This window comes from Synechococcus sp. MIT S9507, from assembly GCF_047304715.1.
Classification (GTDB): Bacteria; Cyanobacteriota; Cyanobacteriia; order PCC-6307; family Cyanobiaceae; genus Synechococcus_C.
In genome coordinates, this window is record NZ_CP138970.1 from 2,756,549 (window position 1) to 2,779,009 (window position 22,461).

Here is a 22,461-nt window from a genome sequence, read left to right on the forward strand (position 1 = left end):
CGTTTCAGCGATCGAAGATCCTGCTTCGCAGTTCCGTGATCTGGTGTGCAGGGCTTGCTCTAGCCCTTATCTCACCATCTCTGGCACAGGAGGTCGTTGCACCCCTTGAGACTCCAACCACCGACGACGGCCTGATCACCATTGAATCCGACAGCCAGACGGCTGACAACGTCACGGGTGTGGTCACCGCGATCGGCAATGTCCGCATCGTCTATCCCACCCGCGGAATGGTCGCCACGTCACGTCAGGCCCAGTACTTCAGCCGCGAAGGTCGCCTGGTGCTCAGCGGCGATGTCGATGTTGTTCAGGAGGATGGCAACACACTGAGGGCCGAGCGTGTGACCTACGACCTTGAGGACGAACGGGCTGTGGCTCTTCCGCAGAGTGGAGGGCAGGTTCGGGCAACCATGATCCTTCGCCCAGATCAGCCTGCGCAGACACCACTGACACCATGAGTCTCAGTCTCAATCGGGTTTCTCTCGCCCTGGGAGGTCGCCCTCTGGTCAAAGACCTCACGCTGACGCTCGAACCGGGCGAAGTGATCGGCCTGCTGGGCCCGAACGGAGCCGGTAAAACAACAAGTTTCAATCTCGTGATCGGTCTGCTCAAGCCTGATCAGGGAGAGGTCCTGATGGATGGACATCCAGTCGCCAGCCTCTCGATGCCTCAGAGGGCAAGGCTCGGGATCGGCTATCTGCCTCAGGAACCGAGTGTTTTCAGGCAGTTGACTGTGAGGGAGAACCTGGAACTTGTGCTGTCCCAGACCGGTCTGGCCAAAGCCCAGGCACGAGAACGCCTGCATCAACTGATCGACGATTTCCATCTGCAGCCGTTTCTGAATCGCAAAGGATTTCAGCTTTCCGGAGGTGAACGTCGCCGTTGCGAGGTGGCCCGCGCGTTGGCGGTTGGCCTTGAGGGACCGCGATACCTGCTGCTGGACGAGCCGTTCGCCGGTGTGGATCCACTTGCTGTCGCCGACCTGCAGCAACTGATTCAGGCACTGCGTCAACGGGGAATGGGAATTCTGATCACCGATCACAATGTGAGGGAAACACTGGCCATCACCGACAGGGCCTACATCCTCACGGATGGCAGTGTTCTTGCTTCCGGACTCTCGGATCAGGTGGCGTCGGATCCACTGGTGCGCCTTCACTACCTCGGAGAGGGTTTCCAGCTGTGATCGCGAATGCAACGCAACGGATTCATGCGCTCATGCGCAGGATTCCGCTTCTTGATCGCTGGCTTCTCAGTGAGCTGATCGGCCCCCTTGTGTTTGCGGTCGCCCTGTTCACGGTGCTTTCACTGTCGGTTGGGGTTCTGTTCGAACTGGTTCGTCAGATCGTTGAATCCAATCTCCCTGTGCTGATCGCCGTTCAGGTGCTGTTGCAACGACTGCCCAGCTTTCTGGTGCTTTCCTTCCCGATGGCCACCCTGCTTGCCACATTGCTTGCTTACGGCCGTCTTTCCACCAACAGTGAACTCACGGCACTGCGCAGCGTGGGAGTGACAGCCACTCGCATGATCATTCCCGCACTGGTGCTGGCTTTGTTGATGTCAGGTCTCACGTTTCTGTTCAACGACGTGCTTGTACCGCGCAGCAATCGTTCCGCTGAGGTGACCTTGCGAAGGGCTCTCGGCAAGGCGATCGCAACCGAGAAAGGTGACAACATCATCTATCCCCGTTTTGGACGGGTCGAGGAGCCTGATGGCTCATCCAGCAAGGGTCTGCTCCAGCTTTTCTACGCGAGCCGGTTTCAGAACGGAACGATGACCCGAGTCACTTTGCTCGATTTCTCAAGGGTCGGTTTCACCCAGATGTTGCTCGCTGAAAGAGGTCAGTGGAATGAGCAGGAAGCGAAGTGGGAATTTTTCAACGGTCAGATTCTGACGCTGACGCCGTCTGGGAGCACAACGTCGGCTGATTTCGACCGTTACATGTACCCATTCTCCACGGCACCGATCAGGATTGCCAAGCTGCCGAAGGATGCCAACAACATGACAGTGTCTGAAGCTCTGCAGGCTGAGCAGCTGCTTGATAACGCCGGTGATGTCAAGGGAGCGAGAAAACTGCAGGTTCGGATTCAGGAGAAATTCACGCTGCCAATGGCGTGTCTTGTCTTCGGCCTGATCGGAGCGAGTCTGGGTGCCAAACCGAACAACCGAACCAGTCGCAGCCAGGGATTTGGAATCAGTGTCGTGATGATCCTTGTGTATTACCTGCTTGGTTTCAGTTTCAGTTCACTGGGCGTGAAGGGCACCCTTCCACCTCTGCTGGCTGCATGGAGTCCTGTGCTGATCTCCCTTGCTGGTGGTGGTTTTCTGCTCAGGCAGGCCAGTCGATGAGTCAGAACGCCACAATTAACGTCAGTGAGTCTTCTTCCTGAGGTTTTTGATGGGGTTTTCCGGTCTGGAAGCGATCGTTTCGGAACCCGTCCTGCTTCTGGGTCTGATGGCCTTTGCCTTTCTTCTGGTGGCTCTCCCCTGGAGTTTCTGGGCTCTGTCCAATGGACGAAGCTCCAGCGGAGTGCGTTCGCTGATCGCTCTCTCCAATCTGTTGCTCACAGCTCAGCTCGTCCTGCGCTGGTGGCAATCCGGACATTTTCCGATCAGCAATCTTTACGAATCGCTTTGCTTCCTGGCCTGGGCCTGCACGCTCACCCAGCTCCTGGTTGAGCGCAACTGGTCATCGCCTCTGGTTGCCGCTGCAGCCACACCGATGGGACTTGGCTGTATCGCTTTTGCGAGTTTTGCCCTTCCTGATCAGCTGCAGCAGGCTTCTCCTCTTGTACCAGCCTTGCGCAGCAGTTGGCTGGTGATGCATGTGAGTGTGATCATGGTCAGCTATGCGGCTCTCATGGTGGGGTCGCTGCTGTCGGTTGCCGTGCTGTTGACGGACCGTGCTGAAGAGCTCGAGCTTCGCAGCAGTTCCATTGGAACAGGTGCGTATCGGAAGACCAGAGTTCTGGCTGCTGAAGGCAGCGTTGCCGTCCAGAATCCCCCTGAAATTCAGCTGTCATCAATCCATTTCAGTCGCACTGAACAGCTCGACAGCCTGAGCTATCGCACAATCACTGTGGGGTTTCTGTTACTCACTGTTGGCATCATCAGCGGTGCCGTCTGGGCGAATGAAGCCTGGGGAAGTTGGTGGAGCTGGGATCCAAAGGAAACCTGGGCTCTGATCTGTTGGCTTGTGTATGCCGCCTATCTCCATACCCGTCTCAGTCGTGGATGGCAAGGACGGAGGCCAGCATTGGTTGCTGCTTCTGGATTGGTGGTGATTGTCGTGTGTTACATCGGAGTAAATTTGTTGGGTATCGGTTTGCACAGTTATGGCTGGTTCTTTGAATAACTTTCAATATTGAATTATTCTTTGTTACTGCGTCGGAGGCGTGTGTTCAACTCTTATATAGCGCCACAATCAGCTGGCAGGCTGATTCACTATTTATGAATAAATATTGAAAAATACCTAGGCAAATTCGAACAATTTGTTGCAAGATGTGTGCAAAGTTGTGGCGAATTAAATGAATATCGTTGGTAGTACTGTGTCCTCATTGCCACGAATTTTAAAGGCGCACTCTTCGGTTGAAATATATTTGAAATCCATTCTCGTTATGGGAAGTTTTTATTGTAAGTAAAGTTGTGCTTGATTTTAATGATTATGTACATTTAATTTCTCTTCATTTCTTTGTCAGTCTTTCTCAGCTTCGGCCAAGGCTGTAAACCACTCTCTTAATTGTTTCGGTGTCTTGATACCTATCCTGGTAAGACCCTTGACAAGTTGTTTACAGTCACGAGGGCTCAAAAAAATCTCCGTTTCAATCTGCACAAGCTCTTCATACAGATTTCTCTGTTCATCAGTGAGATCCTTATACCAGTGCCAGTCGGTGAGCACTCATCCACCCCGTACTGCTAGCAGTATCAACTTTTCTGTTTGAACTGTCTTCCCCCATTCGTACCAAAATCAGCATGGACAATAATTGTTCTGCTTCAGGCCTAGGAAGATTGTACGCAATTTTGATCTCACCACTCATGAATCGCTCCCAGGGATGAAAATTGAATGTTATCGAATTTACTTGCTACTGAATTGATTCTGCCTTAGGCAACATTCACTTTTGATCAAAATAGTGAATTAAATAAACATCAATAAATTGACCTGCTCTATCTTGCCCCTCTAAATAAACTTCTTTCCATCGGCCAAAAGAACCCATTTCAATGATTCGATTGAATTCACGTAGTGCATCTGCATAGTTCGCCAATGCAACGACTTCAATTAACAGGTTGCCGTCATTGATATTGATGATGTAGCAGCCACCAGTCGGTCTTGAATTGGCCATGGCTTTCAGGCAATCAATTGTTCATTGACTTGAAAGGAATCAATTCGTTTCCCCAGGAGGTTCCTTGCAGCGTATACATTACAATAGGGGGAGTCTTGATGGCCAATCCAATACAGTTTTAATCGCTGCAAATTATGATTGAAAATAACAAGCTTCAGTCTTTTGATTTTGTTTTTTCACAACAAAAATTCTGCTTGATGCGAGAGAGTGTGGACGAACAAAATTATGTTCTTTATATGGAGGATAATGATAAGTGGGCAGAAATGAACAGGAAAGGTTATTTAGAGGATGGTGATCTTGAGGCTGTGAAAATGATTGATGATATTTCAAGGAAAATTATTGAACGCGACGAATGGTTTCCTGACTCAATGATGCCGACCAAGCCTTTCGCTTATTACGAAGAGGGCCATATTTATTCTTTCCTGAATCAGCGGATTGAACAAACAGTGGAGGTGGAGGCCTCTTGCTTGGACGAAGCCTCGAGTGTTATGTTCGGAGATGGTGAATATGATCCAAATGATTGGAAATTAATATTGATAGATCATCAGCAAATTACGCAAGCAAAATAAGTTAAGCTTTTAAATTATTCAGATTAATTTGCGAATCGACTTAGATGCAAAAGTTTTTTTTGATTGCAACTATTGCCGATTTGATTGGAGGCAATCACTGATCCAAATCTGTTACGTAAGACTTGCCATAGTGCCGTATACGGCAAAACTTTTACGATTTATTATTATACTCTTATTTAGCCTTTATCTTTTATAACCTCCACCAGTTTTCGCTGTCTCAATTGAAACTTCCTTGGCACTTGGACTGGAAAAGTCTCAATCTGGTGATTATCGCGGTGCTGTGATTGAATTCAATAAGGTGATTGCAATTGATCCCGATAATGCATCTGCATACCAATATCGTGGTGTTGCCACAGCAAAGTATGGTGATTTTGAGGGTTCCATCGTTGATTACAGTAAGTCGATAGAACTCAATTCAAACAGGACTGAATCCTATGGAAGTCGTGGTATTGCCAAAGCGCGTTCAGGAGATGTAGCTGCGGCCATACTTGATTTTGACGTGGCTATTCAGCTGAACCCTGAAGATGGCTCAGCTTACTTCAACCGTGCAATGGCAATGGACATGGTTAATGACATACAGCATGCATGCCTTGATTGGAAACAAGCAATAAAATTAGGGAGTAAAGAATCGAAGCTTTTTCTGAGAAAATACTGTGGATAAATAAATAAAATAATATTTGGTGAATTGGTATATTGGTGAAAGTAATGAGTAAAAAGATTATAGCTAGTATATGCAGTGCTGATAAAAATTAAATTGTTTGATTAATTTAAATATTGATTTAATTGCTCTTAAAGAGGTCTGACGCCATATCTCGAAAACCCGACAAGTTGCTACCAGGCTGACGCTTGTTAGGACGTAGTGAATTTCCCGGCCGTAGAGCATCCGGAGCAAAATTAACGAGAACTGGAACTGGTTTGTTCAATTCCGCTTCGGCAAGCTCTGCGGCAATCGCTTCAGCCGTCGTTAATGGAGGTCTGCTGGACACTGTTGTCTCTGCAGTACCGTTTTCAATTTTTTCAGCTTCAGGTAGCGTTGTTAGGTCATCTTGAAGTGACTGTTTTTCTGAGGCTTGATCACCTGTGGTCTTGGAATCCGCCTCGACGGCTTCAACTTCAGGGATTTCGTTTATTTTTGCAGCTGCGGCTGGCTGCAGCGGGCGCAACAGCACCACTCCCACAGCCAGAAGTAGCAGCGACACTGCCGTAGCTGGTATACCAAGATTACGGCCCTGGAAGTTCCAGAGAATTGAGGAACCCGTTAAACCAAGCACGCCTGCAATTGCAAGCAGAGGGCCAAGGAATTTCGTCAGTGTTTTAATCATAAGAAGATTATGGCGAATCCAATCCAGCGGGCGTGGGTTGGACTGAAGGTAAAGCCATTGATTATCCTGGCCTCGCGACTCCCGTGATTACTCGCAAAATTTACTTCATATTTGATGTTGAATCGATCCGTGTATAAAAGTGATCATTGATTCACTCTATCTGAGACCCAGTCCGTGTATTTGTTGTTATGACGCTACCAGTACACTGTTCCTGAAGCATGGCACCGAACTTTTCAATCAATGGATTCAGGATTAGGATCATAATTTTTGTTTTGACGAGGGATTTGTTTTGATTCCTCCCCCTCGAAATGCCAACCACTGAATATTTTTTTAATTGAATTGAATTCATTTGCTTCAGCTTAGAAGCCGCGTTTGGTTTGTTCACGGATGTGTAATCGCATTTTCTGGTACTGCAGGATTGCCCGTTCTTCGCTTAGATGTGGAAACAGTGCCTTCGCTTCCTGTTGATTGATCGGTTCCAACAACCAGTCATCCTCCTGCTCAGGCCAAACATCCTGGGCTGATGGTTCCCAATTTTTATGCGACGGAAGCCATCCGAACCATCGTCGACGCCAACGACTGAGTATTTCAAGAGGATGCATTGATGACTGTGGTCTTGATTACGCTTGAAAACTGACACGTTGATAGCAAAACCATAACCATTGTTGAAAGAGAAGATTCCTATGGGATCTCCAGAGCGTCTGGGGGTGATCTGCATCAAAGTTCAGTGGTGGTGGAACGTCACCACGTGCCTTGTCTCGTTCCATTTCCGCAAGGATTCTGTCCACGTTGTATTCAGGATGGCCCAGATGCATCAGCTGTCGCTGATCCGGTGTCTCGAAAATTGTGTACCCAACTGATTCTCCATGAGCGAGCAACCTTAGTTTTCCCTGCCGTTGGGCCGCCTCCATGGCAGTGTCCGGAAGTGTTGCGTAGCGACTCTGCGGGCAGAGGAACTGGTCATTCTGAGTACCCATCAACGAGTGACCTGGCACAAGACTGCGCATTGGAAACACCCCAAACAGTTTCTGTTGAAGTGGCACTTTGCGGACTCCAGATAGATAAGCCAAAGCAAATCCAGCCCAGCACAGTCCAAGGGTGCTGGCACAGCTCACACGTGCTTCCTCAACCAGCTTCGAGAATTCCGGCCAATACGTGACGTCTTCAAATTCAAGATGTTCAACAGGAGCACCCGTGATGATCAGTCCATCCAGGGGACCATTGTCATTGGCCTCATCCCAGCTCTTGTAAAGGCCGTCAAGGTGGGAACGATCCCAGCTTTTGTAGGCATGGGTTTGCAGCCGAATCCAAATCGGTTCGATCTGAAGCACCGACAGTCCCAGTGGATGCAACAGATTGAATTCATACTGTTTTCCCAGGGGCATGATGTTCAGAATTCCGATCCTCAATGGTCGGATGTCCTGACGTTCTGCCTGTTCAGGTTTGATCCAGGAAATTCGATTCCGCTCAACGGCTGTGATCTTGTGGTAGTTGGCCGGGAGGATCAGAGCCATGTCAAACCCTCTCCGATCACGCCCCGGATGTCAGCGCCTGATCGAAGTCGGCCTTGATGTCATCGATGTGTTCAAGACCCACCGACACCCTGACCATCGTTGGCGTCACACCCGCAGAAGCCTGTTCACTTTCACTGAGCTGCTGGTGAGTGGTGGATGCCGGATGAATCACCAGCGTCTTCGCATCTCCAACATTGGCCAGATGACTCGCCAGTTTCAGGCTGTCAATGAAGCGCACTGCGTCGTCATAGCCGCCCTTGAGCGAGAACATCAACATGCACCCCATGCCTCGGTCTGTGAGGTATTTCTTGGCCGCTTGGTGATAAGGATCACCCGGCAATCCCGGATAGCTGACGCTGGTCACTTTTGGATGCTGCTGCAGCCACTGGGCCAGTTCCATCGCGTTCTGCGCATGGCGCTCAACGCGCAGGCTGAGTGTTTCGAGACCCTGAAGCAGAAGGAAGCTGTTGAAGGGACTCACAGCCGGACCCCAGTCACGCAGGCCTTCGACCCGTGCTCGCAGAGCGAAGGCAATATTTCGGGTATCGGGCAACCCCAGCATCTTGCAGATGTCACTGCCGAATCCGAACGCGTCCCAGTGGACAAGGCCGTGATAGGCAGCACTTGGCTGGCTCATCAACGGAAATTTGCCGTTGCCCCAGTTGAAGGTGCCAGCATCCACAATCACACCGCCCAGACTGGTTCCGTGGCCACCGATCCATTTGGTTGCACTCTCCACAACCACGTCCGCACCATGCTCGATCGGTCGCAGCAAGGCACCGCAGGCTCCGAGGGTGTTGTCCACGATCAGCGGGATGCCACGCTCCCTGGCCAGGGAGGAGAGTCCCTCGAAATCAGGGATGTTGAAGCGTGGGTTGCCCATGGCTTCCACGTAGATGGCCTTGGTGCTGTCATCGATCTGTGCAGCAAAACTGGCGACGTCATCACCTTCGGCAAATCGAACGTTGATCCCAAGCCTGGGGAACTGAACCTTGAACTGGTTGTAGGTGCCTCCATAGAGGAATGAGGTGGACACAAAATTGTCCCCGGCCTGCATGCAGTTCGTGATGGCCAGAAACTGTGCCGACTGTCCGGAGGCTGTGGCGAGCGCTGCGATTCCTCCCTCAAGTGCTGCCACCCGCTTTTCGAAGACATCCGTCGTCGGGTTCATCAATCGGGTGTAAATGTTCCCGAACTCCTTCAGACCGAAGAGATTGGCGCCATGTTCAGCGTCGTTGAAGAAGTAGGAGCTGGTCTGGTAAATCGGTACCGCCCTTGCATTCGTAGTTGGATCAGGGACCTGTCCCGCGTGAAGTTGCAGGGTCTCAAAGCGCTGATCCGTCACAGAGATGGCAGGGAAGTCACCCTTTTCTAGCTGCGCGGCGAACGCGCGACCTCAGTCAGCGCCGGGTTCAGGCTTGTCGGTCTCGGCCAGGGATGGAAGGGTCTGTCGCAGCAGTGGAGTCAACTGCTGGCGAACCTCGGCGCGGAACGTGTTGACGTTTTCGCCAAGAAGAATCGGATAGGGCTGATCTCCGCTCTGTTCGCGCAGGTGGCGCCACTTGCTGTTTTCCTTCTCCTTCAGGTCCGTGAGCGCCGCCTGAAAGTCATGGGTTTTCAGCTGCATGCCTTCGTCGGAAAGTCCCGCCGCCTGTTCAGCCATCAGTTCCCTGAAGGCATCAAAGTTTTTGGCCTTGATCGTGTCTGGAAGACCAAGAACGGGTTGGTAATGATCGAGCAGCCGCAGCTCCTCCTCCAGAAGAATCGGCCAGGCTCCCTGAGCTCCATCGGCCAACGCCATTTCGGATTGAGCTGCAGTCATCGCGTCCAGGTGGAAACGCAGCCAGCGGTAATAAGACTTGTCCTGGGTGTTCTTTTTGACCGCTGCCTTGCCCGTTGCCAAAACCGGCAGAGCCGCTTCGGCTTTGCGCAGAAACAGACGATCCTCACGTTCCAGGTTCATGGCTCCCCAGCGCTGTCGGTACTCCCAGAGTTCGGCGTAGCGATTCACATCCTCAGCAGACCAGCCGAGACCGGCCAGTTCATCGGCGCGATGGGTGAGTTCTTTGGCCACGCAGTTTGTTCAGTCCTGATGCACGAAGCGTAGAGGCCGGACGCGGAAAGATCAGGTTGGAGGGTGAACCAGCAGTTTCCTCAGGCGGATTCATCACTTGCTTTCAGGGCAGGTCGACTCATGTCGGCGGCGCACCATGGGGGTTCTTCTGCAGATAGTCATTGACACCAATGGGCTGCTGTTGCTCATAGCCCTCATGCAACCAAAGGTCACCGGATGATGAGGCGTAATGGATCTGCCACTGGTGAAGACTCCGATAGGCCTGTGGATTTTTCTTCAGAAGCGCCGCGTAGTGCAGGACCGCTTTGCCGTAATGGTCACTGTTGTTGTATCCCCATAAGCCACTGCGGATGTCCTTGAGACCTCCTCGTCGCACCAGGTAGCGCGCTGCAGCATGGATGGCATCCCATGGATCATGGATATTGCCGCCATTACCGATGCCTGGCTCAGACCAGGTGGTCGGTAGAAACTGCATCGGCCCCTGAGCATTGGCCACTGACACGCCGTCGATCCGTCCCATGCCGGTTTCCACAAGATTTACAGCAGCCAGAACAGTCCAGTCGATTCCTGTTGCTGCAGAGGCACTGCGGTAAGCCTTCAGCAATTGAGCTGCGGGAGCAGGAGTCCTGATTCTCCAGGCGGGCAGTGTGGATGAGGCGGGACCTCGGTGCATCGCCAGAAATGCCTTACGGGCTGCAATGTGCTGGTCATAAACCCAGTGCCAGTTCGGATCCAGTTGGGCGCGAACCTCCTGACTCAGAACGTCTCGCTTGGACAGAACCCTGTAGATCACCTGTTGCTGATGGGCCAGTGCTGCAAGGTTCTGTTCATCCAGCTGAGGGTTGATCAGAGCAGTCTCGACCTTGGTGATCAGGGAAGCGAGTTCACCTGGTTCTTTCGGTACCAGCGGGTAGTGCCGTCCATTCGGTGCAACGGGGAGGCCTGCCTGGTTTGGAAGATCCGGAATGATTACGCTGGCCGAGGTCTGATCTCCAGCAGCCTCTGTGGAATCGATCGTTTTGCAGGCCACTGTGATCGGGCTGAGCAGAACTGAAATGCTCAGCAGACTTCGGATCCAGATTCTGGTGTTTGAAAGATCGCTGTTCACGAATGCAGAAATCCCCTTCGATCGTGGAAGTCCGGTTTGTCTGCCGGATGGTTCAAAGCCCAGTAACTCAGACAGCCACTGTTCTCTTCCAGAACCATTGACAGGGCAATGTCAGGAATCGCTGTGAGCTCCAACCATGGTTTGAGTGAAATCTGAATGGTGCAGCGGCAGCCAGCACCATCCATGCTGAAGTTCACCACAGGTTGCTTCGCCTGCGGTTCCGCCATGCCGCCGCTGCGGTATCCGCTGAACCTGTAAAGGTTCCAGTCTCCATTGGGCGAGGCATTCATTTCCCAGTATTCCTGCGAATCAGGTCGAGCAAGAAACGCCTCGAAGCAGGTATGCATCCAGAGGTTGTCGTGTCTTATCGCTGGGTTCTCTGCCTTGCTGCCCCTGAAGGAAATGCCATCGAGGGAGCCTCCGGACTGCTTCGAGCAAAGGCTGAAGCTCAGCTCAAGAGCAGCATCTTCTCTCCAAACAAACTCCGCCGTGGCAAGAACTGCCGGACTTTGGTCCAGGTCAAAGGGAATCAGTGGGCACACCTGCCTCACCATCACCGGGTGTCGTCCCATTGCCTAAATCCAGATCCAGGCTGTTCTGGGCAGAGATCTGTGCCTGATTGCGTGCTTCGTCGTCACTGATGAGTGGTGAAGTCCGGCCTGTCGAGATCCACAGGTTAGAAGCACAATCAGAATGGTTTCAGGGGCAGCTGCAACACATGAGCCTGAGAGAACGGTTTGCCGATCTGTTGATCCGAGCCGCCCGTCGCATCGCTCCCTCCGTGCACTCTGAGGAATTCACGGAGCTTCCTCAACAGCTGGCATCACTGGAGGCTGTCGACCCCTCCCCTGCTTCGACTTCAGTGGATGCTGCTGATCTGCCTTCGGTGGAACCACTGTCACTGGATCAACGTGTGATCAGTCGTTCGGTGAAAACCCTCAAAGCCGAAGCCATCAGCTCTCTGGCCACGCTGCATGCCGCGCACCTTGTTGGTGCTTCCGTTTGGGACGAGCGGCGAATAGCAGCAAGGATCAATGCCGCCTCCGGGATCAAAGCTGCCAGTCCTGAAGTGCTCGCAGAAATTGAAGGACTCGCCGTCACCTGGCAGAACGATCTTTCCGCCATCACCAACGCTCTCCAGCAGGTTGCCGCCATCAGTTGCCCGGAAGCGCCGATCTCTCAGGACCTTCGGCTTGATGGAGAAGAGCAGGCCCTTGCAGCTGATCTCATCGAAACCTGTTCGGTGGAGCTCACACGCCATCAGCTGGAACTGGCCAACCCTCAGGAAGACGATGATCAACAGGAGGAGACAGATGGACAGGGATCCAATGATCAGAATTGATCTGGAGATTCAGCGCTCAGGCCAAACTCTTGGCTGGACAAGCTCTTCAAATCCCCTTGCAATGTGATGCCCAGCAAGAACAACATGATGCCAACAAATGATGCTGAACTGCATGCTCGATTACAATGCTATGAGCAAGCCCGCAACCGGTTGATTGCAGCTGCTGTAGAGGATGTTCTTGAACATTGCTCGGATCAAGATCGTATTCGACTGAATTTCATTCCCGATGCAGGGAGTCAGGGATCCGATGTTCCGATTCCTGAATTCAATGAAAAAGCCGACCAGTATGTAGATTTGATTGTTCAGCAAGCAATCGCCACGATCTCCATGATGATATGCAAGCAGTTCAATATCACTGTTTTGAAGCCTGAAGCCTGAAGCCTGCCGGCTATTGAATTGTTCAAGAAGCACACGCTGCAGATAACATTTCAGTTTGTGTTGCAGCTCCCTTTGGGTTCTCGGTTTTTAAGCAGTAATTCGTTCATAAGAATACTTGGCTTTGCTGGTTATCTGATCTTTATTTTTTAATGTGTTCGCGACAGCAGAGTGGTGTCCTGCTGCAATTTAATGCTGTTAAAGACTGACGAAAAATTGGAAGATGGCATGCTTTATATTCATGCTGGAAATAATCCTTTCCCTGGCTTGATTTGCTTCAGATCTTCACACTTGTCATTGTGCTGTTTCGCATTCTCGAAAAAGATCTTCAATCAGACTTTTCAATTCTGTCCACTGATTCTCAATTGATCTGGTGAGCGCAAGCTGAACCTCAGCGCGATCGAGGTTGTGTTGCGGCCTTGTTGTACGGAAGTAGCGATCTCCGGACAGGTGATCTGTGAGAAAGCGGATTCCAAGCTCAAGAGGAATCAGGCGAATGCAGTCAGGCAGGTAGCGGAAATCTTCTACTGTTAAAAACGACCTGCCTATGGATAGATATCCTTCGAGGATCGCTCGACAAAGGTTCAGGTCAAAGCTGACATTCTTGGTGTCAAGTGTTTCCTCCCCCAATCTGTTGCAGCAGGAACGCAGACAATCACCGATGTCGTAATGAATTAATCCTGGTTTGACCGTGTCGAGATCGATGAGACCAACGGCCTGGCCTGAGGCATCGTCAATCATGACGTTGTTGATCTTCGGATCTCCGTGGATCGGTCTTCTTTTCAGTTCACCTCTTGCACAGGCCTGCTCAAGAACATCGATCCCATTCCTGCGGTCCTCTATGAAAGAGACCGCTTCAGCGATGCGACGGCAGCTCTGATCAGCCGATCCGGAGAGCACAAGGTCGAATTCGGCAAGGTATGCCGGCGCGATATGAAAATTCTCAAGCGTGTCTGCCAGTTCGTCAGTGGCCAGATCACTGATCAGGTGATGAAACATGCCCAGGCCGTAGCCCAGCTCACGGGCATGCTGGTCGTCCTGAATCACATCCGTTGTGGTGGCGGCACCGATATGGGTGATGGATCGCCAGAACTCTCCCTGATGCTCCACCCAGTGGCCATCGGCATCCAGTGTCGGCAGAACTTTGGGAACCTCCCAGCGTCGACCCAGCAGTTCCGGTGGTTTTTGCGCCAGACGCTGTTCAACGTGATTGCCCAGTTTCAGCAGGTTGCCCATCACCAGTTCGGGTTGTTCGAACACTTCCGTGTTCAGACGCTGCATCACGAATGCTGATCGTGACGCGCTGCGATTCAGCGTCACCAGAAACGTGTCATTGACATTCCCGGAGCCGAGCTGGCTGATCCCATCGATCTGCTCTGATGGATGGAACAGGCCTGCAATGGTCTCCAGAATCGAATTGGAGCTGGAGAACGGGAGCGTCACGTTTAATCGCATGGGTCTCACGACGAAACATGCCGTTTCCCTTGGTGTTTGCCATCAATGAGTGTGCGGAAAATCAGGCGGGAAGGCGGCAGCATGGTGAGCGTTGTCTGAACGGCACGGGTGGCACGCATTCTTCACACCGCTGACTGGCAGATCGGCAAGCCCTATCGCTGGATCGACAATTCCCAGAAACAGGCACGGTTGCAGCAGGAGCGAGTTGATGCTGTTCTGAGGATCGCTGAAGTGGCCAGCCAGGAACAGGTGGACATCGTGGTGGTTGCCGGTGACCTGTTCGACTCGAGCACAGTGGCTGCGGCCATGGTCATGGAGGTGCTGGAAGCGATCGGATCGATTCCAGCACCTGTGGTTGTGATACCCGGTAACCATGATCACGGCGGTTCCGGAGGCATCTGGAGGCGCGAGGATCTGCGCTCACAGATGCAGCAGCGTGCCGGCAATCTCCGATTGCTGCTGAATCCCGAGCCTGTCGATGTTTCTGGAATCACTCTGCTGCCATGTCCTCTGCAACGACAGCGGGACAGCCAAAGTCCATCGCTCTGGCTCGATCAGCTCGACTGGACGGCCCTTGATCCGGTGAAACCGAGAGTGGTTGTGGCCCATGGCTCGGTTCAGGGTTTCGGTGGTGAGGGCCAGGTCAACCAGCTTTGCCTCGATTCCCTGCCTCGTGATCAAGTCGATTACATCGCCCTCGGTGACTGGCATGCGCTGATGGAGGTTGATTACAGAACCTGGTACAGCGGCACACCTGAACCCGATCGCTTCCCAACCGGACCCGATGACCTGAGGTCTCAGGTTCTGGTGATTGATGTGGAGAGAGCCCAGCCTCCAAGGGTCATGGTGAAACCCACTGGTCGCCTCCGTTGGCACCGGATCACCCTCACGCTCAATGGCGATGCCGATCTGCTGCGTCTGGAACAACAGCTTGATCAGTGTGTCGGCAGCCGTGTCGGTCGGGACCTCATTCGGCTTGAGCTCAACGGACAACTCGGCCTTCAGGGCCATCTCCAGCTTGAGGAACGTATGGAGCTCCTCGCACAACAGCTTCTGCACCTGCGCTTGCGCGGCAAGTTGCACCGCCAACCAACAGCACAGGAGAGGGATGCGCTGTTGCTGCGTATGGACAGTCCTCTGGTCAGCACGATCGCTGCAGATCTTCAGGACGAGCTGCGGAGCAATGCTGATCCCCTGGTTGAGCAGGCTCTGATCGAATTGCACCGTCTTTGCGCTTCTGATCGATGCGCCTGATTCGTTGCCGACTGGAAAGCATGCGCCGGCATCGAGCTCTCGAGGTGTCCTTCGCCCCTGGTCTGACCTTGATTGGAGGTGCCAATGAATCCGGTAAGAGCTCGCTTGTGGAAGCGATGCATCGGACATTGTTTCTGCGTGCCTCCGCCACCGGTGCCGCAGTTCGTGATCTGCGCTCCGCCACCCATGCGGGACACCCCCAGGTGGAGATCGACTTCGACGCGGCTGGCCATCGTTGGTCACTGTTGAAATGCTTCAGCGGCGCAGGAGGGACCTGCCGCCTCAGCCGAGCCGGTCAGCAGGTGCTGCTCGGTGGCGATGCCGAAGATCAACTCGCCGCTCTTCTTGGTGTTGAGGAGATCATCGGCAGCCGCCAGGTGAACCGGGTTCTACCCACCCGCTGGGCTCACCTCTGGGTGATGCAAGGCCTGGCCGGTCGCAATCTGCTGGATCTCAGCGCCGAGCATTACGACCTCAAGGGTTTGATCACTGCTCTTGAGGGACAGGCTGAGCAATCACTTCAGTCCCCGATCGATCAGCAGGTCTTCAACCAGCTTGAACAACTGGTGGCTTCCAGCCTCACCAGTCGTGGTGTGAAACAGAACAGTGAACTCTGGAAACGACGCCAGGAGGTTCAGCAGGCTTCAGATCGACAGTCCGAGGCACATGAGCGACTGCTCAGTTACGAGACAGCCTGCAGCGAACTGGATGCCAACGAGCAGGCTCTTGATCAGCTTGATTCTCAAGCACCGAATCTGCAGAGGAAGCGCCGGCAGCTTCTGGCACTCAAGGATCTGCAACAACAGCTTGCTCCACTGAGTCTTCAGCGGACTCAGTGGCAACAGCAATTCAGTGCTTTGAGTCGTCTGGTTCAGGAGATGACGGCTGCTGAAACGGCGATGAAGTCGCTTCGACAGCAGCTCAAGGTCATGAACGAGTCTGCGCAGACCATATCCAGCGCTCTCCTTGATCAACGACAGGCATGCCAACAGCTCGAATGCAAACGTCAGGCGCTTGAAGAGCGTGGCCACGCCCTTAGGCGTCGTCAGGATCAGGAACGGCTTGAACAACGCATCCAGAACCTGCGTCTGCAAGAGGAACAACGCGTCAAATTCGAACATCAACAGTCTCTGCTCAGACAACAGCTGACGGCATTGCCGGGTCGCGATCCCGCCGATCTGTCCTCACTGAAGGCTCAGCAGTCACAGCTTCGTGAGCTGGACATCCGTCTGCAGAGCATGGCGTCAAAGGTCGAACTGCAGTGCTCCGACAGGACTGTCCGCGTGGATGGAGAACCACTAGGACCAGGAGACGTTGTGCAAAAAACGGGTGCATTTCGTCTGCAGGTCGGTGAAGGGGTCAGCCTGCTTGTCAGCCCTGGAGAGGGAACTGGTCTTCCATCACTGCAGGCTGAAAGGACCCGATCTCAGGCTCTGTTGGAGCAGAACCTCAAGCACTGGGGTGTCGACAGCATTGAAGCTGCAGAGGCTCAGTTGCAGATGCGCGCGGAGCTTCAACAGCAGCTTGCTGTTCTTGATGCACGTCTTCGCCAGCTCATGGAACAGCAGCAGAGCAACCTGAAGGGGGATCAGGATCTCGATCACCTCGAGCAGCAGCTCGCTGAACTGCGACACCATCAGCTTGATCCTGAGATTGCCGCTGAAGATGACTTGACTCGGGCGTTGAACCATTGCCGTATCGCCTATCAAACGGTTCAGGAAAGGATCCGCTCACGGCGTGCTGACTATGAGCGCGCTGAACGTGACCAGAAGGGTGCTGTCGGGAAGCTTCAGGATCTGCAGATTCGGCTTGAGCGCCATGAGGCCCAGCATGTCCAGCAGCATCAACAACGACAAGAGATCGAGTCGCGGCATGGCTCAGCGAACTCAATCAACGTTGAACTCAAGAAGGTGACTCGTCAGTGTGAGCTGTTGCAGAACCAACTGCTGGCACTCAGACACGACTGTGGCATCGCGTCCGGCGCCGACGTGGAGGCATCACTGGCTGAGCTGGATGATCAGGAGCTGAGGCTCAATCGTCTGCGCACGGAACTGAACCGTGAACGAGGCTCCCTTCTCGAGCGCTGCGAGAGTCTTGGAAGTCGTGAACTTCACGCTGAGCTTGAGGAAGCCTGCACACGTCTAGCTCTGGCTCAGCAGGCAGAGGCACAGGAAACTCTTGTGGTTGACTCACGGGTGCTGCTTCTCAGGCGGTTCCAGCAAGCGCGTGCCGATCTTTCACGTCGCTACTCATCACCATTGCGGGCAAGCATCAACCGTTTCATCGCTCCTTTTCTGCAGCAGCCCGGAGACAGCTCCGAGCTTTGCCTGGATGCCAGCGATGGCCTGAAGGATCTGCGGCTTCAACGTTCAGGTCAAAGCCTCGAGTTTTCTCAGCTCAGCGGAGGACTCAAGGAACAGTTGAATGCCGCTGTCCGGCTTGCGATCGCCGAGGCTTTGCGTCATGGGCATGACGGCTGCCTTCCACTGCTGTTTGATGACGCCTTCACGAACAGCGACCCTTCACGACTTGAAGCGGTTGGCAGCATGCTCAGGCTGGCTGTTGACCAGGGTCTGCAGGTGGTGATTCTGAGTTGTGACCCGGATCCCTACCGAGCGATTGCCGATTCGGTGATCGATCTCTAGGGGCATTGATGTGCAGACGACGGTTCGCCTGACTCAGAGTGCGTTTTCGATCACATTCATGGCTTTGAGGTAGGCCGGCGGTTCATCGGCTGTCTCCGGTTCTTCAATGCCGTTGTCGTCGCGGATCAAACGGCGGGCGTTATCAGCAACGACGGCGTTCACGAGCAGATCCATCGCTTCAGGCTGCTCGAGATTCTGGAGCGCATCGGCATATCTTCGGCTGTGGGTGGGCCGCACTGATTCCTGGCAGTAGTTGGACAACTCCCGGCTTTCCGTCATCACTGAAAACGCCACGTTCTTGGTGGTCGAATTTCCGTAGATGGCCATGTAGAGCAGATTCACCATCGAAGCGTCATGCACGGGGACGGCGTATTTGCGCACGATCTGTGGCCAGTAGCGCAAGGACTTGAGACCTTCAAGGCCACCTTTGCGCAGGCCTGCCTGTTCGCACCAGTTCTCCAACTCCTCCATCGATTGCGGGCATCGATTCTCGGCTCGCATGTGCTCCGCCAGAACCTGTCCAGCCTGGAAATTGCGGGTGGGTGTCCCGGAAACCGGCAGCATCATGCTGCCGCGCACGTCCGCCACCATTGCGGTGAGTTGAGCAAAGGTGTGATCGCGCACTTTTTCCATATCTCCGCCGCGGACGAGTGCCGCTTCGATCCGCTGGACGCCATAACCCAGTTCCGTCAGCGCGAAGGGCTGGCGGTTGTAGAGACGTTGTCGATTACGTCTGGCCATGGACACGGTGGCTGCCTGATCCAGGCACTGGTCGAGCAGAAGCGTCAGCAGTGTTGGCAACACGCCGGGATTGTCCTGGTGGTAGGCGTAACCGAACCCTGCGAAGACCGATGACATGTTCTTCGCTGCCTTGATGTACTGACCCTCGATGTTGTGAACACCCGCTGAGACCTGAATGTTGGGTGACAGTCGATCCAGCATCCTTGCGCCCAGCAGAGCGGTGAGTGCGTTGGGATGACAGAAGTTGGCCGTGAAGCTGTCGAGTGGATTGCGCAGGGCGCCGTGACGGTGAAAACCGGAGAAAAACCCGAGGCTGGGCACCTTTTCGCAGAGCACATACGACTCGTTGGCGATGTTGTCGTGGCTGAACGATCCAGCCAGACAGGCCAGAACCACGTGCTGACGGCCCAGTTGATCCCGCAGTTGGATCGCCTCGATCAGGTCGTCCTCAACATGGTTACTGTTGGCACTGAGCACTACCAGTTCACAGCGCTTGAGCAGGTCAGCAAGAGTGTTGGGTTGACGCCCACCCTCGGTTTGATGGCTGCCCATCCGTTCCATGACGGCCACATGGTTCGGATCCATGCCTTCGATAGCTGATTGAGTGAACGCGCCGAGAAGCTCGCGTTTAGGACGTGGTGCCAACAGAAGATTGTCCTCATCCTTCTGCTGCATGGCGCAGTTGTAAGCGAGGGAAGCCGGATAAAGCCCAACGCTGTAGAAACCGACCTTTCCGGTCTCCAACTCCCAGACCCGCTGCCGCACCTGATCCCGGTCGAGGCTGGGTGGAAAGAATCCATTTGAGTTCAACAATGCTGCAGTGCTGAGACTCATCGCTTTGACTGGGAGGACTGGGTGAAAGAGGGTTGGGGATATTGAGTGGCAGCTGAATCAAACTGCTGGATCAGGCTGTTCAACCTCACCCACCCATTATCTGCTTTCAGGTCCCCAGGGTTTCGTCAAAGCCCAGTGGATGGATTTCTACCGAAGAGATGCGACAGACGAAAGCGAACACTTGAAGATCAAATGAATCAATTGATTTGGCTGAAATGATGCATATGATTGATGCACCAAGTGTTCAAAGTGAAGACTTTCTCTGCAGCAATGAGTGGCCAGCCTGAGATGAGCAGACGCAGGGAGTACTTCGATGTTGCTTGATGATGAACGTGGCAATGGTTTTTGACTTCATGTAGAATTGTTTGATCACATTCTTATCGTGCGTAATGAATAGTCTCGAAATGGAGAATGAGATCCGTGCGCTACTCAGCAGGGCTGACATCGGACGTTTGGAAGGACTTCTGGTTGATTCTGCGGATTGGGGTGTCAATATCAGAATGACTCTTAATGATCAGTTCGTCGAAGTTGATCTGATTAAAAACTGGGATGGTTTCGAGATGATTTTGCTTGATGAGCAAAACAGGAATTCCGTGCAGATCGATGAAATACAGGACATTCTTCAAGTTCTAAGTCTTCATTATTGAGTGTTTTCAGGAAGATTGTCTGAATTGTTTTCGAAAACAATTTTCATGGCCAATATGGTCAGATTCAATGTAAGTGTAAATGCATTTGCAATCATTACCGGCTTCGCTTCCACCTGATATCCGTAGATTACCCAGCAAAGACAGCCGGTACTGAAGGTGAGTAACAAGGCGTAGGAAACATCTTTTGCTGAACGGGTCTTCCAGGTTTTAACGACCTGCGGCAGAAATGCGATTGTTGAAAGCGTTGCTGCAGCAAAGCCAAATACCTCAGAGGAGTTTAAATCCAATACCATTCGAGTGATTTGAATCGTTCAAGGAACCTTTTGACCATAGCCGCGGCTTCAACAGTCTGAGATTTGATGCTCAGCGCTGATATCAGGAGCATTACAACATTCAATCTGATCTTGTCTGTTGCCATGCCGATTTCTTTCGTATCAACCCACTCGGGAAGTGCCTGTTCTGGTCAATAGTCAAGTACCACCTGATGATGGATCGCTCCGGAAGCTGGATGAAAGGGGTTCAATCCTTTTGCCTCCAGTTGAGAATCACTGCAACAAGATCTTCACATCAGCGCAGTGAATGTTGACGAATCAGTGGTTGTTGTTCGCTGACATGACCTTTTCCATTGCTTCCTGTTCCCTCCACTCGTGAGCCTGAAAAGTCGCGATTCACGCGGGTGTTTCATCAACGACTGCATCCTGACCGCTCCCTCGCCGGCGATCTCTGGTGTGTTGCTGAGTGCTCCTTCCCTATCCAGCTTTGTGATTGACCACGTTCTTGTCCTGAGATTGATCCGAGTTCCTTTTTGGTGATTCAGTCTGAAATCCAATGCATCAGACACCGGTCTTTTACAGAAGGGTCATGGCTGGTGGCAGACCAGTGAATGTCGTCTGCTCCAAGCGGATTGGCGATTCATCCAGAGCATGGGAAGGTGAGAACCAAGACCACGACAGCCATGGTTCGGATGGATCTCGCTTCACTGCATCATGAACTCGTCACCAGTTCTGACCTGCTGATTGTTCAGGATCTCGATGGGGTCTGCATGCCTCTGGTGAAGGACCCACTGACCCGGAGTCTTGCAGCTGATTATGTTCACGCCGCTGGCCGTTTACGAGGCAGTTTCTTCGTTCTGACCAATGGTGAACATGAAGGTCACCGTGGAGTGAATCGTCTGGTTGAAACTGCACTTGGTGACCCCGCCATTGCTCGAAGAGAAGGTCTTTATCTGCCAGGCCTTGCCGCTGGTGGAGTACAGCTGCAGGATGAATTCGGGACCATCACGCACCCTGGAGTCAGTGAGGCTGAAATGCACTTCTTGGCGTCGGTTCCTGCGCGGATGAAGGATCTGATGTCGTCGATGCTTCCTCCCTTGATGCCTGAACTGGGCGAAGTGGAGCTTGCTGACGAGGTTGAAAAGGCTGTTCTTGACACGCAGGTGTCGCCAACAATCAACCTCAACAGCCTGTTCAGCAGACTCCCGGGCGATGTCGACCGACAGCGTCAGCTGCAGTCAATGCTCCAGTTGCTCATGCAGCAACTCATGACGATGGCCGTGGCTGAAGGTCTTCAGGACTCGTTTTTTCTGCACGTCGCGCCGAACCTCGGCCGAGATGCCGGCGGCTGTGAACTGCTTAAACCCTCCACGGAATCGGATGTCGGCAGCACCGACATTCAGTTCATGCTGCGTGGAGCAATCAAGGAAGTGGGTTTGCTGGTTCTGATCAATCGCCATATTGCAGCGCGCACCGGCAAGGCACCTTTCGGGGATGACTTCAACGTCAGAACCGCACCCCAGGATCATGAAGCGCTTCTTGCCCTCTGTAGAAACCGAATTCCTGCTGATCAGATGCCCCACCTTGTCGGTGTCGGTGACACGGTCACTTCGACGATCAACCCCTCTGGAGATGGTTGGTTGAGAGGTGGCAGCGATCGGGGCTTTCTCACTCTTCTTCAGGAACTCGGACGCAGCTATGGACATCAGAACAGGGTGGTTCTGGTCGACAGCAGCGGTGGTGAGGTGGACCGCCCATCGCTGAGGAATGGAACCCTTGAAGGGATCAGTGACCCAGAGGATCCTCTTCAATTTGATGTCTGTGTTCCGGGCGGCCCTGATGCCTATGTGACCTGGTTCAACGGCCTGGCAGCAGCTCGAAACGGGCTGCCACTCTGATCAACCCAATCAAAACAAACCAAACGCCCCGGAGCCTGCTGATGCCAGATTCCGTCAGCAGAAAATCAGCGTCTGGA

23 protein-coding genes are annotated in these 22,461 nt (G+C 53.0%); 12 read left to right on the top strand and 11 right to left on the bottom strand.

Going from position 1 to position 22,461, the window contains the following annotated elements:
• Positions 1–68 precede the first annotated feature (68 nt).
• The 4 genes from SIB83_RS15125 to ccsB are packed head-to-tail and all read left to right on the top strand — an operon-like array spanning position 69 to position 3,349.
• Positions 69–455: an LptA/OstA family protein gene (locus SIB83_RS15125; RefSeq protein WP_413406415.1), complete on the top strand. Its 387-nt coding sequence runs from the start codon at positions 69–71 to the stop codon at positions 453–455.
• On the top strand, positions 452–1,180 hold the full coding sequence (gene lptB / locus SIB83_RS15130) for an LPS export ABC transporter ATP-binding protein (protein ID WP_413402469.1): 729 nt from the start codon (positions 452–454) through the stop codon (positions 1,178–1,180). The genes SIB83_RS15125 and lptB overlap by 4 nt, the downstream gene beginning before the upstream one ends.
• Positions 1,181–1,212: 32 nt before the next feature.
• Positions 1,213–2,343 carry an LptF/LptG family permease gene (locus SIB83_RS15135; RefSeq protein ID WP_413747395.1) on the top strand — a complete coding sequence of 377 codons (1,131 nt, stop codon included), beginning with the start codon at positions 1,213–1,215 and terminating at the stop codon, positions 2,341–2,343.
• Between the two features lie 49 nt (positions 2,344–2,392).
• On the top strand, positions 2,393–3,349 hold the full coding sequence (gene ccsB, locus SIB83_RS15140; protein ID WP_413746319.1) for a c-type cytochrome biogenesis protein CcsB: 957 nt from the start codon (positions 2,393–2,395) through the stop codon (positions 3,347–3,349).
• 339 nt (positions 3,350–3,688) lie between these two features.
• Here ccsB and SIB83_RS15145 read toward each other — a convergent pair whose 3' ends face one another.
• Together SIB83_RS15145 and SIB83_RS15150 are read right to left on the bottom strand one after the other, a co-directional pair.
• The gene (locus tag SIB83_RS15145; RefSeq protein ID WP_413746320.1) at positions 3,689–3,892 is read right to left on the bottom strand and encodes a hypothetical protein; all 204 of its coding nucleotides are present in this window, start codon (positions 3,890–3,892) and stop codon (positions 3,689–3,691) included.
• Between the two features lie 214 nt (positions 3,893–4,106).
• Positions 4,107–4,334 carry a hypothetical protein gene (locus SIB83_RS15150; RefSeq protein ID WP_413402475.1) on the bottom strand — a complete coding sequence of 76 codons (228 nt, stop codon included), beginning with the start codon at positions 4,332–4,334 and terminating at the stop codon, positions 4,107–4,109.
• Positions 4,335–4,468: 134 nt separating this feature from the next.
• Here SIB83_RS15150 and SIB83_RS15155 point away from each other — a divergent pair, with 134 nt between their 5' ends.
• Together SIB83_RS15155 and SIB83_RS15160 are read left to right on the top strand one after the other, a co-directional pair.
• The gene (locus SIB83_RS15155) at positions 4,469–4,903 is read left to right on the top strand and encodes a hypothetical protein (protein ID WP_413746321.1); all 435 of its coding nucleotides are present in this window, start codon (positions 4,469–4,471) and stop codon (positions 4,901–4,903) included.
• Between the two features lie 232 nt (positions 4,904–5,135).
• On the top strand, positions 5,136–5,564 hold the full coding sequence (locus tag SIB83_RS15160; RefSeq protein WP_413746322.1) for a tetratricopeptide repeat protein: 429 nt from the start codon (positions 5,136–5,138) through the stop codon (positions 5,562–5,564).
• A gap of 118 nt (positions 5,565–5,682) precedes the next feature.
• Here the strand turns inward: SIB83_RS15160 and SIB83_RS15165 are convergent, their stop codons facing one another.
• The 6 genes from SIB83_RS15165 to SIB83_RS15190 form a co-directional block, all read right to left on the bottom strand.
• Positions 5,683–6,225 carry a hypothetical protein gene (locus SIB83_RS15165; protein WP_413746323.1) on the bottom strand — a complete coding sequence of 181 codons (543 nt, stop codon included), beginning with the start codon at positions 6,223–6,225 and terminating at the stop codon, positions 5,683–5,685.
• 620 nt (positions 6,226–6,845) lie between these two features.
• Positions 6,846–7,739, bottom strand: coding sequence for a homoserine O-succinyltransferase (locus SIB83_RS15170; RefSeq protein WP_413402481.1), 894 nt, complete (start codon positions 7,737–7,739; stop codon positions 6,846–6,848).
• A 16-nt stretch (positions 7,740–7,755) separates the two neighbouring features.
• Complete coding sequence (locus tag SIB83_RS15175) at positions 7,756–9,084, bottom strand: O-acetylhomoserine aminocarboxypropyltransferase/cysteine synthase family protein (protein ID WP_413746324.1); 1,329 nt, start codon at positions 9,082–9,084, stop codon at positions 7,756–7,758.
• A 51-nt stretch (positions 9,085–9,135) separates the two neighbouring features.
• Complete coding sequence (locus SIB83_RS15180) at positions 9,136–9,813, bottom strand: hypothetical protein (protein WP_413746325.1); 678 nt, start codon at positions 9,811–9,813, stop codon at positions 9,136–9,138.
• A 118-nt stretch (positions 9,814–9,931) separates the two neighbouring features.
• Positions 9,932–10,921: a transglycosylase SLT domain-containing protein gene (locus SIB83_RS15185; RefSeq protein WP_413746326.1), complete on the bottom strand. Its 990-nt coding sequence runs from the start codon at positions 10,919–10,921 to the stop codon at positions 9,932–9,934.
• Positions 10,918–11,493 (bottom strand): DOMON-like domain-containing protein, encoded by a 576-nt coding sequence (locus SIB83_RS15190; protein WP_413746327.1) that lies wholly within the window; start codon positions 11,491–11,493, stop codon positions 10,918–10,920. The genes SIB83_RS15185 and SIB83_RS15190 overlap by 4 nt, the downstream gene beginning before the upstream one ends.
• Before the next feature lie 146 nt (positions 11,494–11,639).
• On the opposite strand from SIB83_RS15190, the gene SIB83_RS15195 reads away from it, so the two are divergent.
• Together SIB83_RS15195 and SIB83_RS15200 are read left to right on the top strand one after the other, a co-directional pair.
• A complete protein-coding gene (locus SIB83_RS15195; protein WP_413746328.1) occupies positions 11,640–12,263 on the top strand; it encodes a hypothetical protein in 624 nt (207 codons plus the stop codon).
• A 66-nt stretch (positions 12,264–12,329) separates the two neighbouring features.
• Positions 12,330–12,641, top strand: a complete 312-nt coding sequence (locus tag SIB83_RS15200) for a hypothetical protein (protein ID WP_413746329.1) — start codon at positions 12,330–12,332, stop codon at positions 12,639–12,641.
• Positions 12,642–12,932: 291 nt separating this feature from the next.
• On the opposite strand, the gene SIB83_RS15205 is transcribed toward SIB83_RS15200, so the two are convergent.
• Complete coding sequence (locus SIB83_RS15205; protein WP_413746330.1) at positions 12,933–14,093, bottom strand: phosphotransferase enzyme family protein; 1,161 nt, start codon at positions 14,091–14,093, stop codon at positions 12,933–12,935.
• A 108-nt stretch (positions 14,094–14,201) separates the two neighbouring features.
• Between SIB83_RS15205 and SIB83_RS15210 the strand changes: the two genes are divergently transcribed.
• Both SIB83_RS15210 and SIB83_RS15215 read left to right on the top strand, forming a co-directional pair.
• A complete protein-coding gene (locus SIB83_RS15210) occupies positions 14,202–15,347 on the top strand; it encodes a metallophosphoesterase family protein (RefSeq protein WP_413746331.1) in 1,146 nt (381 codons plus the stop codon).
• On the top strand, positions 15,338–17,992 hold the full coding sequence (locus SIB83_RS15215) for an AAA family ATPase (RefSeq protein ID WP_413746332.1): 2,655 nt from the start codon (positions 15,338–15,340) through the stop codon (positions 17,990–17,992). Before SIB83_RS15210 ends, SIB83_RS15215 begins: the two co-directional genes overlap by 10 nt.
• 33 nt (positions 17,993–18,025) lie before the next feature.
• On the opposite strand, the gene SIB83_RS15220 is transcribed toward SIB83_RS15215, so the two are convergent.
• A complete protein-coding gene (locus SIB83_RS15220) occupies positions 18,026–19,567 on the bottom strand; it encodes a hypothetical protein (protein WP_413746333.1) in 1,542 nt (513 codons plus the stop codon).
• A gap of 389 nt (positions 19,568–19,956) precedes the next feature.
• Between SIB83_RS15220 and SIB83_RS15225 the strand changes: the two genes are divergently transcribed.
• Entirely contained in the window at positions 19,957–20,214 is a 258-nt protein-coding gene (locus SIB83_RS15225; protein ID WP_413402501.1) for a hypothetical protein, read from the top strand.
• Here SIB83_RS15225 and SIB83_RS15230 read toward each other — a convergent pair.
• Positions 20,208–20,507 carry a SemiSWEET family sugar transporter gene (locus SIB83_RS15230; protein WP_413746334.1) on the bottom strand — a complete coding sequence of 100 codons (300 nt, stop codon included), beginning with the start codon at positions 20,505–20,507 and terminating at the stop codon, positions 20,208–20,210. The genes SIB83_RS15225 and SIB83_RS15230 overlap by 7 nt on opposite strands.
• A gap of 662 nt (positions 20,508–21,169) precedes the next feature.
• Between SIB83_RS15230 and stpA the strand changes: the two genes are divergently transcribed.
• Positions 21,170–22,384, top strand: a complete 1,215-nt coding sequence (gene stpA, locus SIB83_RS15235; protein ID WP_413747396.1) for a glucosylglycerol 3-phosphatase — start codon at positions 21,170–21,172, stop codon at positions 22,382–22,384.
• Positions 22,385–22,461: the final 77 nt, after the last annotated feature.

What these genes read in the sequence shown, in the direction of transcription:
- lptB (WP_413402469.1), top strand. Translation starts at nt 452, where the DNA reads ATGAGTCTCAGTCTCAATCGGGTTTCTCTCGCCCTGGGAGGTCGCCCT.
- SIB83_RS15135 (WP_413747395.1), top strand. Translation starts at nt 1,213, where the DNA reads ATGCGCAGGATTCCGCTTCTTGATCGCTGGCTTCTCAGTGAGCTGATC.
- ccsB (WP_413746319.1), top strand. Translation starts at nt 2,393, where the DNA reads ATGGGGTTTTCCGGTCTGGAAGCGATCGTTTCGGAACCCGTCCTGCTT.
- SIB83_RS15150 (WP_413402475.1), bottom strand. Translation starts at nt 4,334, where the DNA reads ATGGCCAATTCAAGACCGACTGGTGGCTGCTACATCATCAATATCAAT.
- SIB83_RS15155 (WP_413746321.1), top strand. Translation starts at nt 4,469, where the DNA reads ATGATTGAAAATAACAAGCTTCAGTCTTTTGATTTTGTTTTTTCACAA.
- SIB83_RS15165 (WP_413746323.1), bottom strand. Translation starts at nt 6,225, where the DNA reads ATGATTAAAACACTGACGAAATTCCTTGGCCCTCTGCTTGCAATTGCA.
- SIB83_RS15170 (WP_413402481.1), bottom strand. Translation starts at nt 7,739, where the DNA reads ATGGCTCTGATCCTCCCGGCCAACTACCACAAGATCACAGCCGTTGAG.
- SIB83_RS15190 (WP_413746327.1), bottom strand. Translation starts at nt 11,493, where the DNA reads ATGGGACGACACCCGGTGATGGTGAGGCAGGTGTGCCCACTGATTCCC.
- SIB83_RS15195 (WP_413746328.1), top strand. Translation starts at nt 11,640, where the DNA reads ATGAGCCTGAGAGAACGGTTTGCCGATCTGTTGATCCGAGCCGCCCGT.
- SIB83_RS15200 (WP_413746329.1), top strand. Translation starts at nt 12,330, where the DNA reads ATGCCCAGCAAGAACAACATGATGCCAACAAATGATGCTGAACTGCAT.
- SIB83_RS15205 (WP_413746330.1), bottom strand. Translation starts at nt 14,093, where the DNA reads ATGCGATTAAACGTGACGCTCCCGTTCTCCAGCTCCAATTCGATTCTG.
- SIB83_RS15215 (WP_413746332.1), top strand. Translation starts at nt 15,338, where the DNA reads ATGCGCCTGATTCGTTGCCGACTGGAAAGCATGCGCCGGCATCGAGCT.
- SIB83_RS15220 (WP_413746333.1), bottom strand. Translation starts at nt 19,567, where the DNA reads ATGAGTCTCAGCACTGCAGCATTGTTGAACTCAAATGGATTCTTTCCA.
- SIB83_RS15225 (WP_413402501.1), top strand. Translation starts at nt 19,957, where the DNA reads ATGAATAGTCTCGAAATGGAGAATGAGATCCGTGCGCTACTCAGCAGG.
- SIB83_RS15230 (WP_413746334.1), bottom strand. Translation starts at nt 20,507, where the DNA reads ATGGTATTGGATTTAAACTCCTCTGAGGTATTTGGCTTTGCTGCAGCA.
- stpA (WP_413747396.1), top strand. Translation starts at nt 21,170, where the DNA reads ATGGTTCGGATGGATCTCGCTTCACTGCATCATGAACTCGTCACCAGT.